Here is an 18701-nt window from a genome sequence, read left to right as displayed (position 1 = left end):
GACCAAAGCGCTCTGGCCGGTAGGGACAGGAGCATCGCAGTCACATGAAACGGAAAAACTGGTTACCTGCGTTGCCCCTGACAGTGTTCGGCCAGGCCGGAGTTTAAAACCCGACCGGACCGGTCATTTTAGTCAGAGGCAATCGGCCAGAGTTTTTGCCAGATTGCGGATGACGTTCGGATACAGGGCTGCTCCGGGTTCAAGGTCGGACCCAAGCGGATCCATCACGCCGGTATTGGCCTCGGTCCCGTCCAGAACGGTTTCGACAATGCCCGGATTGAATTGCGGTTCGGTCAACACGCAGTTGACGCCTTCTTCACGGATACGGCCTTGAATTTCGGCGATGCGTGCCGGGCTTGGGTCGGTCGCATCGCTAAGAGAAATTGCACCCGAAGCCGGAAAGTCAAACGCGTCCTCGAAATACTGGTAGGCGTCGTGGAACACGATAAAGCTGCCACCACGGACCGGTTCAAGTGTTTCAGCGACTTCGGCGGACAGCGCTGCCATTTCTTCGCGTGCGGCGGCCGCATTTGCAAAGTAAGCGCCAGCATTGTCCGGGTCGGCGGCCGAGAGTTGTGCCGCAATCACGTTCAGCCAAGTTTCGGCATTTGCCGGGGACAGCCAGGCATGTGGGTCATGGTCGCCGTGGGCGTGGCCGTCGTGATCATCATGCCCTTCGTGATCGGCATGATCTTCATGGTCATGATCGTCGTGCCCGTCATGATCCTCATGACCTTGCTCGTCCTCATGAGCGTGTTCTTCGTCATGACCGTGGTCATCATGATCCTTGTCTTCGGCATGATCGTCATGGTCGTGGTCGTCGTGCACATGCTCGTCTTCATGCGCGTGTTCTTCTTCATGATCATGATCGTCGTGATCATCATGCCCGTCGTGATCGCCATGATCATGCGCCTCGAACAGGGCATTCTCGCGAAACTCCAGAAGAACCGTGCCGTCCGAGTCCAGCAAAGTCGTGACGGTGGCACCATCGGCCAACGTTTCCACCGCACCTTCCATCCACGGCGTCAGGTCTTCGCCGATCCAGAACACCAGGTCGGCTTCTTGCAGCGCGGATGCTTCGGAGGGGCGCAGGTTGTATTCATGTGGCGACGCGCCGGCCGGAACAATCAGATCAGGCGTACCAACACCGTCCATGACCCGCGCTACCAGTGAATGCACAGGTGCGATATCAACCGCGACATTCGGAACATCCGCCATGGCCGTTCCGCCCATAAGTGCAGCCGTGATCGATACTGGGAGAAGCTTTCTGGACATCAGACCCTCTATGTGATTTTATAACGTTGCGAGCGGCATACATGATATGGAATAACATGACAAGTGACACGCATCACATCCCTGCAGACGAGACAGCCCCGGTTGGGTTTCAGAAGCACGACCACGAAAGTTGCGTCGAAACTGCACTGGCCTCTGCCGAAGCGCGGTGCAAAGAGGGTGGGCTGCGTCTCACCCCGGTTCGGCGCAAGGTTCTGGAGATGTTGCTGCAGGAACACCGTGCACTAGGCGCCTATGCCATTCTTGACCGTTTGCGGGATGAGGGGTTCGGGTCGCAGCCTCCGGTTGCCTATCGCGCGCTCGATTTCCTTGTACAGAACGGGTTCGTGCACAAGATCGAGCGTTTGAACGCATTTGTCGCATGCTCGCATCCTGGTGCTGCGCATTCCCCTGCCTTTATGATCTGCAGAAAATGCGATGCGGTGGCCGAGGCTCAGTCCGCTCCGGCCAAGGGCGTTTTGGGTGCAGCGGCGCGCGCGGCGGGTTTCGAGATCGAACGAACGGTTGTAGAAGCCGAGGGAATCTGCCCCGACTGCACCAAAAAGGCGTAGAGATGACCCTGATCACCGTTGAGAACCTCAGCGTGCGCTATGGCGCAAATACAGTACTGCGTCATGTAGACATGGCAATCGAGCCCGGTGAGATCGTTACTATTGTCGGGCCGAACGGCTCGGGCAAGACCAGCCTGTTGAGGGCCGTCATCGGCGCGACCAAACCCTCTGTGGGCAAGGTTTCCCTCAAGCCCGGCCTGAAGATCGGATATGTCCCGCAAAAACTGCATATTGATCCGACCTTGCCGATCGCGGTCGAACGGTTCATGCGTCTGACCAACCGCGTTTCGCGCAAACAATGCATGGAAGCGCTGGAGGCTGCAGGTGTTCCTGATCTTCTGCGACGCCAGATGTCGCAACTGTCGGGCGGGCAGTTTCAAAGGGTTTTGCTGGCGCGAGCCCTGATCAACCGCCCTGACGTCTTGCTTTTGGACGAGGCGACACAGGGGCTCGACCAGCCTGGATCGGCGGCATTCTATCGCCAGATCGAAGATGTGCGCCGTGAAACCGGTTGTGCCATTCTGATGATCAGCCACGAATTGCATGTGGTCATGAGCGCCTCGGACCGGGTGATCTGTTTGAACGGGCACGTGTGCTGCGAAGGGTCGCCCGCCGTTGTGGCCTCGGCCCCGGAATACCGTGCGCTGTTCGGAACCGGCACAGGCGGTGCGCTGGCGTTGTATCGACATGATCATGACCACGATCACGACCATTGTGACCACTCTCAGGAAGCAGCTGAATAATGCTTGATGATTTCATGACCCGCGCCACGCTTGCGGGCGTTGGTGTTGCCTTTGCTGCAGCCCCCCTGGGGTGTTTCGTCGTCTGGCGCCGGATGGCGTATTTCGGCGATGCAACGGCACACGCAGCCATCCTTGGCGTCGCGCTGTCGCTGACTTTCCAGATGTCAGTTTTCACCGGTGCGCTGGCCGTTGCGCTGGTGATGGCGCTGACCGTCACCCTGTTGGCTGGGCGTGGTTACGCGATGGATACTTTGCTGGGGGTGTTGGCGCACTCAGCGCTTGCCTTCGGCCTTGTGGCGGTCTCGTTCCTGTCGGGTGTACGTATCGACCTGATGGCGTATCTTTTTGGCGATATACTTGCGGTGTCACGCTCTGACCTGATGGTGATCTGGGGTGGGGCTGCACTGGTCGTCGCGCTAATCGCGTGGCGTTGGTCCCAACTGCTGACGGCGACGCTGAATGAAGAACTGGCCTATGCCAGCGGGTTTGACCCTAAACGGGAGCAGCTGATCCTGACGCTTTCGCTGGCTGTGACCGTTGCGGTGGCGATTAAGGTCGTGGGTGTTCTTCTGATTGCCGCGATGTTGATCATCCCAGCAGCAGCAGCGCGAAGCTTGGCGAAATCTCCGGAAACCATGGCTTTGATTGCCGCCGCGATCGGCGCGTTTTCCGCCGTCGCAGGGCTGAGGGCCGCTTACGTGTTTGATACGCCTGCAGGCCCGTCGATTGTCTGCGTCGCCGCGATCCTGTTTGGGTGCCTAAGCCTGGTTGGCTGGCCGACACGGCACCGGGCCTAAACGAAAAGGTAAGGTTTTGGATATTGACACATTCAAAGGTGTCAATCACAGCAAGCACCCAACAAAGCCGTAACAATAAAAGGTGCACCTTGCTGTCCTCAGTGCTCAGCCGCAGTCTGTATTGCTTTTGCCTATCGGCCGGTGCGGTGGCAGCGGACTCGCAGTTTCTTTCGCTGGCTCCAACCTATCTACCGTCTTATGTCGGGCTTGGGATAGGGTCCTATCCGGAATACTACGGGGCAGACGAAAATGTCATCGGTGCCGCCCCAATCGCCCGCTATACCTTTGGTGAACAGCGATACATTGCGCTTGAGGTCAACTACGCGCGGCTAAACCTGCTCGAAGATCGCAATTGGCGTTTTGGTCCGGCCGGTATGTACCGATTTGGCAGAGAGGATGTCAAAGACGATGTCGTTGACAAACTGCCCGAAATCGATGGCTCGTTCGAGCTGGGTGCTTTTGGGGCATATGAAGAGGTAGGCAACGACCCCCGGAACAGGTGGGTGGTGGGCGCCAGCTTCTTGCACGGTATTGCAGGCGACAATGACGGCTACACGGTTTCCGTCAATTTCAACAGATGGATCCCGGTCGGGCGCTATGCGGCCTTGGGTCTGTACACGGCGGCTTCGTTTGGGTCGTCAGACTATATGAGTACCTATTTCTCGGTGACACCTGCGGGCGCTACTGCGAGCGGGCTGCCCGTCTTTGGCGCAGGGTCCGGTATGCGTGATCTGCGTTTCGGGGCCGTGTTCATCCAACCGCTGAGCCGAGAATGGCAAGTTGGAACCGGTTTTCTTTACAGCCGGCTACTGGGGGATGCCGCAGATAGCCCCATCGTTTCGGAGCGTGGTGATGCCAACCAGTTTGTCTTAGGTTTCGGGTTCACCCGCGCATTTTAACCCAGCTCTGGAATGGCGCTACGACGCGGCGTAGGGTTTAGGAATGCTACGTCTTATTTGTCGTGTTTTCTTAGCTTCAGTTTTGCTTACCGGGCTTTCGAACGCGCAGGAAGCCGTGTTCGTGGGTGATGTTCCATTGCCTGAGGACGCGGTTTCTGCCGAGCAGCCAGATGCGCCTTTTCTGGGAACTTGGGTAGGACAGTTCGACAATCGGAAAAACCACATCATGATCGTCGAAAGCCTTGGACGCGACGGTCTTGCGGACGTCATTTATGCGGTCGGAAATGACCTCAAAAACCGCGGTCGGTGGATCAGACGCAAGGCAATGATCGAAGGCGATACGCTGGTCTTTGCGGATGGTGGCTTTCCTGCACGCTATTCATTGTCACCTACGGGGCGAATGCGTGGAGTGTTTGCGAACAACAAGAGTTTTGCAATCCTCGAACGCAGGGAACTGGCGGCTCTGCTGGCCTCTCCGGCGGATGATTGGTTTTCGATTGGAGAGCTTGAGTTCCTGCAAACAGACCTGGTTGAAGGCGGCAGCAACATCAGGCTTGCCGTTGTCGTTTACCGCCCGAAGGGTGAGGGGCCATTCCCGCTGGCGATCGTTCATCACGGATCAACCGGCCGGGGCACAAACCCGAATGATTTCGGGCGAGTGTGGGCTTATGATTGGTTTGCAGACGTTTTGAACGCGGATGGCTGGTTGGCTGCCTATCCACAAAGACGTGGCCGTGGCGGGTCGGATGGGCTGTATGACGAAGGGTTCGCCGAGGACAGGTCGCTTGGATATTCACCAGAACCTGACTTGTCCCTTCCGGGGGCCGATAGGGCGCTGGAGGATGCAAACGCCGCATTGTCAGCCTTGAGACAACGTCCGGACGTGGACAGCGGCAAAGCCTTGCTGGCGGGGATGTCGCGTGGCGGTGTTGTCGCGGTCATGCAGGCCGGTCATACCCCACAGGAATTTGCGGGCGTGATCAACTTTGTCGGGGGTTGGGTGAACGAAAAGTACGGAGATCCCTCGATCAATCCGACCCTTTTCCGGCGGATTGGATCATTCGACGGTCCAGTCCTTTCGATCTATGGTGAGCAGGACTCGCATTACAGTATTGAACATTCCAGTGCGAACCTTGCTGAAATGGAGGCGCTTGGCGTCGACAATCAGCTGCACGTGGTCAGGGTTCCGGGGTATGGCAATGGACATTGGGCGCTCTACCTGCCGAATCTTTGGGAAGAGGTTGTTGCCGAGTTTCTTGGAAAGATCGATTGGCGCACTCTGCCACGATAATGGCGGGCTCTGCTAATTAACTTGGGTCTTTGTTACCCTATGTTGGCTGCAGGCTGACAAGGACGAATATCATGACATACCCGAATTTAGCCGGTTCATATGGGACCGTAAGGGCCTTCGATGCCGACAAAGGGCGTTTGCCCGCATGATATCACCCGACCGCATAAAAACCCCTCACGCCTTCTGGCAGGCCGCCGAGCGCCTTTCGATACGGCGTTCAGCCCTTGTTCACAAGGCGCAACTGCATCCTAGCGTCGTCCAGCGCGATGCGCGGATGTCCACGGCACAGTTGTTTGCATTGTGGCGCGCGCTTGAGGCGCTGGGTGGTCCGGATGTCGGCTTTGATCTGTCTACCCAAATGCAGGGGGCGACCATGCCGCCATCGCTCATGGTTGCCTTTCACGCCAAAAATCTGGGTGAAGCGTTGCACCGGGTCGCGCGGTTCAAGGCGTTGACCGCGCCGGAAGAGTTCCAGATCACGACAACCGCCCAAGAATGTGTCATCACCACCGCTTGGCCTTATGCAAACGAACCGCAGCCGGATGCCTTGATCGATGCAAGTTTCGCCTTTCTGGTCAGTATGGCCCGGGCGGGAACGGAAAATGAGATCATGCCCGATCGCATGGACCTGTGCCGAGCGCGCAGCGAAAAGATCGAGACATGGTTCGGTTGCCCCGTGAATTGGTACGCACCCACTGCGCGGCTGGTCTTTCGCAAATCCGAACTGGACATCCCGTTTGCCAGCTATAATCGAGAGCTGCTGGAAATGCTGGATGCGGCGCTGGATCAGGAGCTGGGCCGACATCAGACAAAGGGTTCGCTATCCGATCAGGTTCGCTGGCACCTGCGTCGCTGCCTGACTGCTGGGCGCCCGGAACTGCGTAGTATCGCCCGCCAGATGGCCATCAGCGAAAGGTCTCTACAACGCCGCCTCAAAGAAGAAGGGCAGAGTTTTCAGGCCCTGCTGTCGGACACACGCCACAGGCTGGCCTGCGAATACCTCTCGGAACCCGAGTTCGACGTCACCGAAATCGTCTATCTGCTGGGCTACGAGGATCAGGGATCCTTCTACCGTGCCTTCCACAAATGGGAGGGCAGAACGCCCGCCGAATGGCGCCAGGCGCAACTTGAGGTCAACCAGTAAACAACGAACGGAATTTCAGGGAGAAATGCCATGACCGCGCAACCAACCGCAGAGCAAATGGCCATCATTCAGGGCATGGCCCAAGGCAACATGATCATCAACCGTACCCCAGTTCTGAAAACACCGGCTGATTATGGCATGGATTATGAAGATGTCTTCTTTCCCGCGTTGGACGGTGTCCCGCTGGAGGCCTGGTTTATTCCTTGTGAAGGCAGCGACAAGCTGATCGTCTGCAACCACCCCCTGACCTTCAGCCGCTATGGCTTTCCCGGCCATCTGGAGCCGTGGTCACAATTCGCGCCGGTCGAGGTTGAATTCAACAAGGTTTACAAGGCGCTGCAAGATGCCGGTTACAACGTGCTGACCTATGACATGCGCAATCATGGCCACAGCGGTGCTGCCAATGGCGGTCTAGCCGCCTATGGCCTGTTCGAGTGGCGCGATGTGGCCGGAGCGCAGGAATATGTGCAGAACCACGAGACGCTGAGACACATGACCGTGGGCCTGTTCAACCCGTGCAACGGCGGCAACTCGGCTATGGTCGCCATGACCAAACGGCCCGACCTGTTCAAGGACGTCAGGGCCTTTGTCTGCCCGCAACCCTGTTCGTCGCGCACAGCGTCCGAAGAGATTGGCAAACTGCAGGGTATTGGAGATTTCATTGACATTCTCGATCAGGAACAGCAGCACCTTGGCGCATTTCCGATGGAAAAGATGACACCGCACAACTTTGCCGCCAACGTCAAAATACCGACCTACATCATTCAGGTGCGGGACGACATCTGGACCCGCCCCGAAGACGTACAGGGCACGTTCGACCGCCTGACCCTGCCGGAAGAGGACAAAAAACTCATGTGGATCGAAGGCACAACGGTGCGGTTCGACGGCTACAACTATTTCGGCGAAAACCCCGAAACCATGGTCGCGTTCTTCGACAAATACATGACGTTTTAGACTCGTCAGCGGGGCCAGACCTTCTGGTCCCGTTGCCCCTGAATATTTTCTGAACGGTTTACAACAGGCTGCAGATACGATTTCAAATTGGTGAATACGTACAGTCGGGAACCTTCGAACCCGCATTAGCCGAGCAGGAAGTCATGGATCACGCGTGGATCGATAAATTCAAAGGCCTAAGCCGCCTGCCCGATGACATTCGGGCAGAGCTTGTTGCAGGCAGTCAGGTCGTCTCCCTACCCGCGGGCACGCAGGTTTTTGCTCCGGGTCAGACGGCAGACAACCTTTTGCTGTTGCTGGACGGCACCGTGCGGGTGCAGCAGAAATCGGACACCGGCCGAGAGGTCTTTCTGTATCGGGTTCATGCCGGTGAAAGCTGCGTTTTGACCACCGCCTGCATGTTGGCGTTCGAGGATTACTCGGCCGACGGGATCGCCGAAACCGACATTACCGCCGTCGCCATTCCGCGATACACCTTTGACGGGCTGGTGGCGAAATCGACGGTGTTCCGCGAGTTTGTCTTTACCGCCTATTCCCGGCGGATCACCGATCTGTTCACATTGATCGACGACATCGTTTTTCAACGCATGGATGTCCGTCTGGCCGCACGGTTGCTGGAACTTGCGGACGAAGACAACATCGTTCACGCAACCCACGCCATTCTGGGAACCGAGTTGGGCACCGCGCGCGAGGTGGTCTCGCGCACCCTCTCCGAATTCCAGCGTCGTGGATGGGTCGAGCAAGCCCGAGGTGAGGTCCACCTGACCGAACGCGAAGGGCTGGAGCATATGGTGAAAGCGGCCAGCGCCGCCTGACGTCTTTCAATTCTCGAAAATTTGCGGCTTTGGTGACCAAGTCACCAAAGCTCTGGTCCCGCCTGTGCGATTGAACACCCATCGATTCTCGATGGAGTGAGACATGACCACCAATATGGGAAAAATAGACCGCACCCTGCGCATCGTGATTGCTACAGCCCTGGCTTATGCCGCCTTTGGAACAGCCCTTCTGGGCACCGGTGCCCTGTTCTGGCTGGCGTTGATCGTCGCGGCGGTCTTCACGCTGACGGCTTTTGTAGGGAACTGCCCGCTCTACCGTATCATCGGCCTGAAAACCTGCAGCGACTGCGGCTGACCCAAACGCTGAATACGACCCGGAGGAGACACCAAATGACGACCTATCCCGTAAATATGGCCGTAAAACCCGACGTTTTTGCGTTTTTTGACGAGGCCACGAATACCATCAGCTATATCGTCAAGGACCCGGGTTCGAACGCCTGCGCCATCGTCGACAGCGTTATGGATATCGACTACGCGGCGGGACGCATCACTTTTGATCATGCGGATGAACTGATCCGCGTGATCAGGGAAAAGGGGCTGAAGCTGGAATGGATCATCGAAACCCATGTCCACGCCGATCACCTGTCCGCCGCGCCGTATATTCAGGAAAAACTGGGGGGTAAGATCGGGGTCGGCGCAAAGATCACCGTGGTGCAGGACACGTTCGGAAAGGTCTTCAACGAAGGCACCGAGTTTCAGCGTGATGGGTCGCAATTCGATGCGCTGTTCGAAGACGGTGATACCTACATGATTGGCACGATGCAGGCCTTTGCCATGTATACGCCCGGTCACACTCCCGCCTGCATGGTGCATGTGATGGGCGATGCGGCCTTTGTCGGCGACACCTTGTTCATGCCGGACGGAGGCTCGGCCCGCGCCGATTTCCCGGGAGGGGATGCCGGCGTTCTTTACGACTCGATCCAGAAGGTTCTGGCGCTGCCAGATGAAACCCGGCTGTTCATGTGCCACGATTATGGGCCAAACGGGCGCGATATCGCTTGGGAAACCAGCGTGGCCGAGGAAAAGGCCAACAACATCCATGTCGGCGGTGACAAGACGAAGGAAGAGTTTGTCAGGTTCCGCACTGAACGGGATGCAACGCTTGCTATGCCCAACCTCATCATCCCATCCCTGCAGGTCAACATGCGGGCCGGAGAAGTGCCGACCGACGCGGATGGGAACCCGATGCTCAAAGTACCGGTCAACGGGCTGTAAGCCGCAAAAGGGAGGAGAGTCATGGAACTTCGTACCATATCACCCAAGTTCACGGTCAGTCCGCAGATCTCGGTTGAGGACGTCCAGACTGTTGCGGCACAGGGATACCGCGCGATAATCTGCAACCGGCCGGATGGCGAAGGCGCCGACCAGCCTTCGTTCAAAGAGATCGCCAAAGCTGCCGAGGCTGCAGGGATTGAGGCACGTTATGTCCCGGTGCAGTCCGGCATTGTGAAGGATCAGGACGTTGCTGCGTTTGGAGAGGCGTTGGAGGACCTCCAGCGCCCGGTGCTGGCCTATTGCCGGACCGGCACACGCTCGGCCACGCTATGGTCGTTTCACGAGGCCAAGAAACGCCCGATTTCCGAGATACTGATGGCCACCAAGGCAGCAGGCTATGACATGAACGGCGTTGCCCGCCGGATTGCCAATGGCGGCAAAACCCCGACCGAGTCGGGCGATGCGCACTTCCAGATCGTGATTGTCGGTGCGGGTGCGGGCGGCATTTCGGTCGCCGCCAGCCTCAAATCGCGGCAACCTGATTTGGACATCGCGGTGATCGACCCCGCCGACATTCACTATTATCAGCCCGGCTGGACCATGGTGGGCGGCGGCATCTTTGACGCTCAGACCACTGCGAAAACCATGGGCAGCCTGATCCCGAAAGGCGTTCACTGGATCAAGGCAGCAGTCGCCTCGTTCGAGCCGCAGAACAACGCCGTCGTTCTGGACGGGTGCCGGGTGGTGAAATATGACCGCCTTGTCGTTTGCCCCGGGCTGAAGCTGGATTGGGGCAAGGTCGAAGGGCTGGAAGAGACCTTGGGCCGCAATGGTGTAACGTCGAACTATCGCTATGACCTTGCGCCCTACACCTGGCAACTGGTGCAAGAGATGAAAGAGGGCAGGGCGCTGTTCACTCAGCCGCCAATGCCGATCAAATGTGCCGGCGCGCCGCAAAAGGCCATGTACCTCTCAGGCGATGCATGGTTTCGGAGCGGTGTTTTGAAAGATATCGACATCCAGTTCATGAACGCGGGCGGCGTGCTGTTCGGGGTCAAGGACTATGTCCCGGCGTTGGAGCGCTATGTCGAGAAATATGACGCCTCCCTGAACTTCTTCCACAATCTGGTGTCGATCGACGGGCCAGCCAAAAGGGCGGTATTCGAAGTGAACAAACCGGACAGTGAACGGGATACGGTGGAGGTCGATTTTGAAATGATCCATGTCTGCCCGCCGCAGACGGCGCCCGATTTTGTACGCGTCTCACCGCTGGCAGATGCGGCGGGTTGGGTCGATGTGGATCAGTCGACCCTGCGCCACAAAAGCTATGACAATATCTGGTCACTGGGTGACGTGATGAACGCGCCGAATGCAAAAACCGCTGCTGCGGCACGTAAACAGGCGCCAACGGTTGCGGGGAATATCGTGGCTGACATCGCCGGACGCTCGGCCGTGGCGCAGTATGACGGTTATGGATCCTGCCCGCTGACGGTTGAACGCGGCAAGATCGTGCTGGCCGAATTTGGTTATGGCGGTGCGCTGAAACCCAGTTTCCCGCGTTTCCTGATCGACGGCACGCAACCAAGCCGCATGGCGTGGTTCCTGAAGGAAAGCCTGCTGCCGCCAATCTATTGGAAGGCCATGTTGCGTGGCAAGGAATGGATGGCGCGGCCTGAAAAGCTGAATGTCGCGCCTGAATAGGGATTGGGTCTGCGTGTTTTGCGCGCGACTTGCGGGGGGTGCCGACTGCACTGCTCGCTCTGAACATCGGAAAGTCTAGATGATCGAACGACTCCGCCACTATGTCCCTGTTCTGGACTGGGGCCGAACCTACACACGCGGCGCCTTTTCAAACGACCTTATTGCGGCCCTGATAGTGACGATCATGCTGATCCCGCAATCGCTGGCCTATGCTTTGCTGGCCGGGTTGCCTCCAGAGGCAGGGATCTACGCATCCATCGTGCCCATTGTGCTTTATTCAATCTTCGGCACCAGCCGAGCGTTGGCGGTTGGGCCCGTGGCAGTGGTTTCGCTGCTGACCGCAACAGCCATCGGGCAAGTGGCCGAACAAGGCACTGCGGGCTATGCAATCGCGGCGTTGACGCTGGCCTTTCTTTCTGGCGGGTTCCTTGTGCTGATGGGTGTCTTGCGCCTTGGGTTCCTGGCCAATTTCCTCAGCCATCCGGTTATTGCGGGGTTCATCACGGCCTCGGGCATCCTGATTGCGACCAGTCAGGTCAAGCATATACTGGGGGTCAGCGCGCATGGGCATACGCTGCCGGAAATGCTGGGCTCGATCTTTCAGCACCTGCCCGAAATCAACTGGGTCACGGTGACAATCGGAACCTTGGCGACCGGGTTCCTGTTCTGGGTGCGAAAGAACCTCAGACCATTTCTGAACCGGTTGGGAGTGCCGCCGGTGCTTGCCGATATTCTGACTAAGGCCGGTCCCGTCGCAGCCGTGGTCGCCACGACCGTTGCCGTCTGGCGGCTCGGTCTGGCTGCAGAGGGGGTGCAGATTGTTGGGAGCGTCCCTCAAAGCTTGCCGCCCCTGACCTTGCCGGGGTTTTCGACGGAATTGGTCAGTGCGCTTGCTGTGCCCGCCATCCTGATTTCGATTATTGGTTTTGTCGAAAGCGTCTCGGTGGCGCAAACTCTGGCCGCCAAAAAGCGTCAGCGGATTGACCCGGATCAGGAATTGATCGGGCTGGGGGCTGCAAATCTCGGTGCCGCTTTTACCGGGGGGTATCCGGTGACTGGCGGCTTTGCCCGCTCGGTCGTCAACTTCGACGCCGGGGCGGAAACGCCAGCGGCGGGGGCCTTTACCGCCATTGGTCTGGCCATAGCAGCGATCGCTCTGACACCTTTGGTCTTCTACCTGCCCAAGGCTACGTTGGCTGCAACCATCATCGTTGCCGTGCTCAGCCTTGTGGACCTGTCCATCCTGAAAAAAACCTGGAACTACTCCCGTGCCGATTTTATCGCCGTGGCGGCGACCATCCTGCTGACGCTGGGACTGGGTGTTGAGGTTGGAGTGGCCTCCGGTGTGGCGATCTCGGTTCTGTTGCACCTCTACAAGACCTCGCGCCCGCATGTGGCCGAGGTTGGCCTAGTCCCCGGAACCCAGCATTTCCGTAACATCCTACGTCATGAGGTTGAAACCGTGCCGTCACTGGTGACACTACGCGTGGATGAGAGTCTATACTTCGTGAATGCGCGGTTCCTTGAGACGCTGATCCAAAACCGCATGACCGAAGGATGCGCGGTTCAGAATGTGGTGCTGATGTTCTCGGCGGTGAATGAGGTAGACTTTTCCGCCCTGGAAAGCCTTGAGGTGATAAACCACCAGCTGACCGAAATGGGGGTTGGTCTACACCTGTCCGAGGTCAAGGGGCCGGTCATGGACAGGCTGAACCGCACGTATTTCCCCGAAATGTTGAACGGTCAGGTGTTTCTGTCGCAATACGATGCCTGGACAAGTCTTGCCCAAAGCGACCTCAGCGCGGGTGGCGCGACGAGCTTGTCCTCGGTTGGCGGCTAACTCCCGCTGCGGGGTCTTCGATCGCGTCGCGCGGGCAGTCTACGGCCCGTCCGAGTGGTGAGCGGACAACGCCTGTTCTGTCAGGGTGGCCACTAGATTTTGCGCGGCTTTCAGGTCGACGGGCTCAACACGGGTTGCGTGTTGCAGCCACACACCGTCAATGAGCGCGACGATCATGCGCGCAACTTGCCCGGCCTCTTCTACTGGATAAAGCGGCGCGATTGCCAAACGAACGACGTTTAGGTTCTGCTGCTGATAGCGCAGCAGTTCCTGGTGATACTCAGCGTCCGATCCGGCCAGACAATAGAGTGTCAGCCAGACCGACGACAGCCGCTTGTTCGACTGCTCGGGTGCCAGCGCCATGCGTACCAGTGCCAGAACTTTGTCCCGGGGCGGGGTGTCTTGCGTCGAGATCAGGTCTAGCTGTTCTCTGTAAGAGGTCACCGCATGACGGATCGCTGCCAGCAGCAGCCCCTGTTTGGTGTCGTAATAGTGGCAGACCAGCCCAGCAGAGACACCCGCCTGTCGGGCCACATCTCTGATCTTCAGCGCACAGAACCCCTGATCATTCAGCACGTCCATAGTGGCTTCAATGATCTGAAGCTTGCGGGTTTCAACGTCTGACAAACGGGGCACTGGGCTGACATCCTCTGACTTCGAGCCGTTGTAGACGGCGCTTGGGTTGAAGGCCAGAGAATTCATTGAACAACGGTTCAATGAATCGTTGAACGGTCGTTCAATCAATGTTAGCCGTTCCGAAACACGTGACCGGAGGCTCAAATGATCCGCGCAATCAACCTGACCGATGCCGGGGCACATGCCCTGATGGCTGACCCTCGCCAGATGGTCATGAGCTCGCCCGAAGTGGCCGCGCCGCAGGAATGGGAAAACCTAGTGATCGATCGCGCCTCGGACGAGGTGCGTGTCGGAACCTGGAAATGCGAGCCCTACACGGATGAGATCGTCGACTATGACTATGACGAGTTCATGTACATGATCGTCGGAACGGTCGAGTTGATTTACCCCGATGGCAGCTCAGACAGGTTTGGGCCCGGCCAGGCTTTCCTGCTTCCCAAAGGGTTCACCGGCACGTGGAAACAGCCCGAAACGGTTGTCAAATTCATGGCAATGATCCGCTGAACCGGATGGAACACTACGACTATATCATTGTGGGCGCTGGGTCTGCGGGATGTGTGTTGGCGAACCGGTTGGGCGAAGACACACGCAAACGTATTCTGGTGCTTGAGGCCGGAGGCAGTGACAACACGTTGATCGTGCGGATGCCGTCGGCCCTGTCGATCCCTATGAACACCAAGCGCTTCAACTGGGGCTTTGTGACCGAACCCGAGCCGCATCTGGACGGGCGTGTTATGAACCTGCCGCGGGGCAAGGGGCTGGGGGGATCAAGCTCGATCAATGGTATGTGTTATGTGCGCGGCAACCCAATGGACTATGAGCTTTGGGCGGATCACGGGGCCACGGGATGGAACTGGGCTAACGTGCTGCCCTATTTCAAGCGGCTTGAAAACGCCTCGGACGCAGGCACGTTTCGGGGGCGCAGTGGCCCGATCAAGGTGACCCGAGGGGCGGAAACCAACCCGCTGTATCAGGCGTTCATCGAGGCGGGTGTTCAGGCCGGGTACGCCCGCAGCGCCAACATGAACGACCTTCAGCATGAGGGTTTTGGTCCGATGGAAATGAACGTGGGTGGGGGTGAGCGCTGCAGCGCCGCCGTTGCTTATCTGCGCCCGGCCATGGCACGGGGCAACGTCCTGGTCGTAACCCATGCCCACACAACGCGCATCCTGATAGAGGGACGCAAAGCGGTCGGCGTTGAATACGAGCATAATGGAAACCGGGTTCAGGTGCGCGGCGCGGAAGTGATCTTATCCGCAGGCGCGATCATGTCGCCTGTCATTCTACAGCGGTCGGGCATTGGGCCTGGGGGTGACCTGCAACAGGCCGGGATCGATGTTGTCCATGATCTGCCGGGCGTCGGTGGCAATTTGATGGATCATCTTGAGCTGTACGTGCAGCAGGAATGCACGCAGCCGGTATCGCTCTACCCGCATATGAGCCTGATGGGCAAAGCCCGGATCGGGTTGCGCTGGCTTCTGCGCCGCGATGGCCTTGGGGCCACCAATCACTTCGAGGCGGGGGCTCATATCCGCAGTCGTGCCGGTGTCCTTTACCCGGACATTCAGTTTCATTTCTTGCCGCTGGCCATTTCCTATGACGGGAAATCGCTGGCCAAAGGCCACGGATTTCAGGTGCATGTGGGTACGAAACGATCGAAAAGCCGGGGCAGGGTGAGGATGAACGCATCAGACCCGCTGGGCGCTCCCCGCGTTCGGTTCAACTATATGAGCCATGAGGATGACTGGCAGGAGATGCGCGCCTGCGTCCGCTTGACGCGCGAGATTTTTCAGCAACCCGCTTTGGCTTCTTTCGCCGGGCGCGAATTGGCTCCGGGACCGCGTTGCGAAAGCGACACGCAGATCGATCAGTTCATCAAGGACAAGGTGGAAAGCGCCTATCATCCCTGTGGTACCTGTCGGATGGGTGTGGATCCGCACTCCGTCGTCGATCCCAACACGATGCGCGTTCACGGGACAGAGGGGTTGCGCGTCGTAGATGCCTCGGTCATGCCGCAGGCAACGGCCGGAGACCTCAACGTACCGACGCTGATGCTGGCGGAACGCGCTGCTGATCTGATCCGGGGGACCAGCTTGCCCGCGGCCGATCCAGCGCCGGTGATGGTGGATGCCAACTGGCAGAGCTGTCAGCGATCGGGTGAAATTGATCTGGATCTGAGCGGCAAGGATACCGGCGCGCTCTTTGCTGACGAACGCAGGCTAGTGGGTGGCACAACGTATCGATGACCGGGCATTGCCCTTAAATCGGCCGGCAGGCCAGCCAGGGCCCGCCGCCTTATCTCGCTTACTCGGGCAAGTATCTTTCCGACCAGCTTGTGCCGGCGGTGCCTGCAGCGATTAGCTCGTCGATCTGCTGGTCCTCATAGCCCAGCCGCGTCAGAATAGACCGCGTGTGCTGCCCGTATTTCGGCATCGGCCCTGGAATACTGATCCGGCCGGATTTAGGCCGCACTGCGTTCGGGGCGACCAGATCACACCAGCGTCCCATAGGGTGCTGATCATGGCGAATGACGCGGAAAGTTGCATCGGCCAAATCAATGTCACCCGCGCTTTCATGCTGCAGAGCTTTGTCGCGCGTGTCATGCAGGGATGCGAGCGGGACAACCGTGCTCTGACCCGCCGATAATGTCTGTTGCCAGAACGAGAGCGGCTGCGTTCGGAACCGCTCTGCCAAGGCGTCATGCAGACCATCCAATGGCACCTCTACAAGGTCAGCCAACTCCGGGACACGGGCAAGCGCAGCCTGCCGCTCGGTCGGGGCCGCGAAGAACAGCCACTGATCTGCGGCCTCATAGCAATGATAGAACGGACCCCATCCCAGTGCCTCGCGACCAGATGGTTCGTCAAACGGCGCGCGGTCGTCATAGTCATACATGAATTGCGCCTGAATGAGGTTGCCCGCCCCTGCCAAAGACGCGCGTGCAATGCCACCCTTTCCGGTCTCGCGCAGACGCAATAAAGCGCCACCCAGCGCCACACAGGCACAGAAACCGGTCAGAACGTCAATGGTTCCGAAATGCGCATGTTCTTCTGGGGTTTCCATGCCGCCACCAAAGCGCACCATGACTCCGGTCGCTGCTTGCGCCAGATCATCGTAACCAAGGTGGTCGGATTTCGGCCCGCGCATCGGCCCACCGAACGCGTCCAGCTGAACCAGAATGAGACGCGGATTGATCTCGCTAAGGCGTTCGGGCGTAAGCCCCAGCTTGTCGCGCTGTTCATCCGTGCCGTTAATCGTGATCACGTCGGCTTCGGCTATGAGCTTGGCCAGAACCTGGCGCCCGTCGTCACTTCGCAGGTTCAGAAGGATGCTTTCCTTGCCTCGTTGCGCGTGAACGCCAAAAACAACCGTGTTCCAGGGATCGACCGAGGGTTCAACCGGTTGCACAAGCGTCACATCGGCCCCATAACGCGTCAGAGTCGAGCCGATGGTCGGCCCCGCAATGACATTGGTCAGGTCTAGAACCTTGAGGCCATCCAGCCAACCACCGCTGCCGGTGGTGCCGCTGGCGCGCGGTGCAGCGGCCAGCAAGGCGTCCAAGTCAGCCGCCGCAGGGCCGGTCTTGTCCGACGACGCCTCATCCCCGGACAGCCAAGCAACATTGCCCATCTGACGCATTTCGCCGTGGCGGGCATCGTCGACCTGCAGCACCAATCCTGAGGCCAGAGCATGGGGATCAGCCAGCCATTCCTTGCTGAACCGCTGTGCCGTGGCCGGGGCTTTGGCGGTTCCGAACAGCTCTTCCCATTCATGCGCGGGGCGGGTCAGGAACGCTTCCTTCATCGCCGCGGACACGCGCGCGCGATCAGACGCCCCGACCGGGTAGTTGCGCATTGACCATTCCGCTGGCCAATCCTTGGTGTCCAGATAGGCCGAAAAATCAGGCATCTCGTCTGCCAGATCCTTGAGCCCCAGCGTCTCCAGCACGCGGCGCGGATGGGTGGCAACTGAGCCCGAGACAACATAGAACCCCCGCCCGTCGGCACAGGTATATGTGCGATAGAACGGGTCGAGGAATTCGGACAGCTCATCGAACTTTAGGTTCATTGGCAGGCCTTCGGCGGCGCGCCTATCCAGTTCAACCTCGCGCGGGGATTTGTAGCGCTCCGGGTAGTCCTCGATCTGCTCGCAATTGTAGATCAGGCCTTCCAGCAATGCGGCGGCCAGAGGGACCTCGATATGATCGCCGCCATTGCGATCGCGCGCGTTCAGGGCAAATAGAACCGCCATGGCCCCAAAGCTTGCGCCGTAGGCCGAGGCCAGGGTCAGCGGCGTGAAGGACGGGTTGATCCCCATAAGCCGGCGGTTCAGGCCCATATCGGTGAATTGTCCGGTATAGGCAGCGATCACGGCCTCCCACGCGGGCAGCTGGGCCAGTTCCGGATCGGTCGACGCAAAGCCGGGCATGGACAGGTAAACCAATTGATCATTGGCGGCCCGAAGCACATCCGGCCCCAGCCCAAGGCGGTCCATGACACCCGGGCGGAAGTTCTCGATCACCACATCGGCGCGTTTTGCCAGTTCGATTGCGGTTTCCCGCCCCTGATCCGTCTTCAGATCCAGAGTCAGGGTTTTCTTGCCGCGCGAGATCATCTGAAACGCCGGATCGTCAAAGGTTGGGCCATTTGGCGGATCGATCCGGATGACCTCGGCCCCCATGTCGGCCAGCATCATGCCGACAAGAGGGGCGGCCAGATATTGCCCGAAATCAAGGACGCGAATGTGGGATAAGGGGCGATGGGTCATGATAGCTTCACACAGACTTTTCGTTAGGGGCTTG

The 18701-nt window shown here is 58.7% G+C and carries 17 protein-coding genes; 14 read left to right on the top strand and 3 right to left on the bottom strand.

Annotation, left to right across the window (positions count from 1 at the left end):
• Positions 1-132 precede the first annotated feature (132 nt).
• Complete coding sequence (locus tag ACXAGD_RS21855) at positions 133-1275, bottom strand: zinc ABC transporter substrate-binding protein (RefSeq protein WP_475214035.1); 1143 nt, start codon at positions 1273-1275, stop codon at positions 133-135.
• A 56-nt stretch (positions 1276-1331) separates the two neighbouring features.
• On the opposite strand from ACXAGD_RS21855, the gene ACXAGD_RS21850 reads away from it, so the two are divergent.
• The 12 genes from ACXAGD_RS21850 (at position 1332) to ACXAGD_RS21795 (ending at position 13264) form a co-directional block, all read left to right on the top strand.
• Positions 1332-1844 (top strand): Fur family transcriptional regulator, encoded by a 513-nt coding sequence (locus tag ACXAGD_RS21850; protein ID WP_475214033.1) that lies wholly within the window; start codon positions 1332-1334, stop codon positions 1842-1844.
• Positions 1845-1846: 2 nt separating this feature from the next.
• The gene (locus ACXAGD_RS21845) at positions 1847-2587 is read left to right on the top strand and encodes a metal ABC transporter ATP-binding protein (RefSeq protein ID WP_475214031.1); all 741 of its coding nucleotides are present in this window, start codon (positions 1847-1849) and stop codon (positions 2585-2587) included.
• Positions 2587-3384: an iron chelate uptake ABC transporter family permease subunit gene (locus ACXAGD_RS21840; protein ID WP_475214029.1), complete on the top strand. Its 798-nt coding sequence runs from the start codon at positions 2587-2589 to the stop codon at positions 3382-3384. Before ACXAGD_RS21845 ends, ACXAGD_RS21840 begins: the two co-directional genes overlap by 1 nt.
• Before the next feature lie 146 nt (positions 3385-3530).
• Complete coding sequence (locus ACXAGD_RS21835) at positions 3531-4283, top strand: MipA/OmpV family protein (protein ID WP_475214027.1); 753 nt, start codon at positions 3531-3533, stop codon at positions 4281-4283.
• A 43-nt stretch (positions 4284-4326) separates the two neighbouring features.
• Complete coding sequence (locus tag ACXAGD_RS21830; RefSeq protein WP_475214025.1) at positions 4327-5574, top strand: alpha/beta hydrolase family protein; 1248 nt, start codon at positions 4327-4329, stop codon at positions 5572-5574.
• A 145-nt stretch (positions 5575-5719) separates the two neighbouring features.
• On the top strand, positions 5720-6718 hold the full coding sequence (locus ACXAGD_RS21825; RefSeq protein ID WP_475214023.1) for an AraC family transcriptional regulator: 999 nt from the start codon (positions 5720-5722) through the stop codon (positions 6716-6718).
• Between the two features lie 30 nt (positions 6719-6748).
• Positions 6749-7672, top strand: coding sequence for an alpha/beta hydrolase family protein (locus ACXAGD_RS21820; protein WP_475214021.1), 924 nt, complete (start codon positions 6749-6751; stop codon positions 7670-7672).
• A 143-nt stretch (positions 7673-7815) separates the two neighbouring features.
• Positions 7816-8487, top strand: a complete 672-nt coding sequence (locus ACXAGD_RS21815; RefSeq protein ID WP_475214019.1) for a Crp/Fnr family transcriptional regulator — start codon at positions 7816-7818, stop codon at positions 8485-8487.
• 103 nt (positions 8488-8590) lie between these two features.
• A complete protein-coding gene (locus ACXAGD_RS21810) occupies positions 8591-8803 on the top strand; it encodes a YgaP family membrane protein (RefSeq protein WP_475214017.1) in 213 nt (70 codons plus the stop codon).
• Positions 8804-8838: 35 nt separating this feature from the next.
• Entirely contained in the window at positions 8839-9723 is an 885-nt protein-coding gene (locus ACXAGD_RS21805; RefSeq protein WP_475214015.1) for an MBL fold metallo-hydrolase, read from the top strand.
• A 21-nt stretch (positions 9724-9744) separates the two neighbouring features.
• Positions 9745-11424 (top strand): bifunctional protein tyrosine phosphatase family protein/NAD(P)/FAD-dependent oxidoreductase, encoded by a 1680-nt coding sequence (locus tag ACXAGD_RS21800; protein ID WP_475214012.1) that lies wholly within the window; start codon positions 9745-9747, stop codon positions 11422-11424.
• A 79-nt stretch (positions 11425-11503) separates the two neighbouring features.
• Positions 11504-13264 carry a SulP family inorganic anion transporter gene (locus tag ACXAGD_RS21795; RefSeq protein WP_475214010.1) on the top strand — a complete coding sequence of 587 codons (1761 nt, stop codon included), beginning with the start codon at positions 11504-11506 and terminating at the stop codon, positions 13262-13264.
• Between the two features lie 39 nt (positions 13265-13303).
• Here the strand turns inward: ACXAGD_RS21795 and betI are convergent, their stop codons facing one another.
• Positions 13304-13966, bottom strand: a complete 663-nt coding sequence (gene betI / locus ACXAGD_RS21790; RefSeq protein ID WP_475214007.1) for a transcriptional regulator BetI — start codon at positions 13964-13966, stop codon at positions 13304-13306.
• 78 nt (positions 13967-14044) lie between these two features.
• On the opposite strand from betI, the gene ACXAGD_RS21785 reads away from it, so the two are divergent.
• Positions 14045-14404 carry a cupin domain-containing protein gene (locus ACXAGD_RS21785; protein WP_475214005.1) on the top strand — a complete coding sequence of 120 codons (360 nt, stop codon included), beginning with the start codon at positions 14045-14047 and terminating at the stop codon, positions 14402-14404.
• A 5-nt stretch (positions 14405-14409) separates the two neighbouring features.
• Positions 14410-16146 carry a choline dehydrogenase gene (betA, locus tag ACXAGD_RS21780; protein WP_475214003.1) on the top strand — a complete coding sequence of 579 codons (1737 nt, stop codon included), beginning with the start codon at positions 14410-14412 and terminating at the stop codon, positions 16144-16146.
• Positions 16147-16204: 58 nt separating this feature from the next.
• Here betA and ACXAGD_RS21775 read toward each other — a convergent pair whose 3' ends face one another.
• Complete coding sequence (locus ACXAGD_RS21775) at positions 16205-18667, bottom strand: CoA transferase (protein WP_475214000.1); 2463 nt, start codon at positions 18665-18667, stop codon at positions 16205-16207.
• Positions 18668-18701: the final 34 nt, after the last annotated feature.

The organism is Ruegeria sp. ABF4_144 (assembly GCF_056160045.1).
The sequence above is the reverse complement of the archived record's forward strand: the minus strand, read 5'-3'. Positions and strand labels throughout refer to the sequence as shown.